General features: G+C 34.1%; 1 protein-coding gene. It reads left to right on the forward strand.

What is annotated here, in order from left to right; genetic code table 11:
- Nucleotides 1–232 (forward strand): hypothetical protein (locus R0K30_RS23760; protein WP_410613517.1); only part of this gene is annotated, 232 nt, incomplete at both ends.

The following is a 232-nucleotide window of genomic DNA, read 5'->3' on the forward strand; positions in this document are numbered from 1 at the left end:
CCAAAGGGACTCAAGAACTGGATTTGCCACTGAGTTTTACATTGTAAATAGGGAGTTAAAGTTCAATCTAAGTAAAACCCTCATTAGAGAACATATTATCGATGAGTTGAACTCACTTTTTATAAGATTGAACCTAGATTCACAAATTGTTATTTCCGGTTTACCAACTAGTTTATGTATCAAAGAATTGATAAGCGATATAGGATCCGGCAAAGTTGGGCTTAATAAAGCT

This window comes from Bacillus sp. SIMBA_154 (genome assembly GCF_046536015.1).
In the GTDB taxonomy this organism is placed as follows: Bacteria; Bacillota; Bacilli; order Bacillales; family Bacillaceae; genus Bacillus; species Bacillus pumilus_P.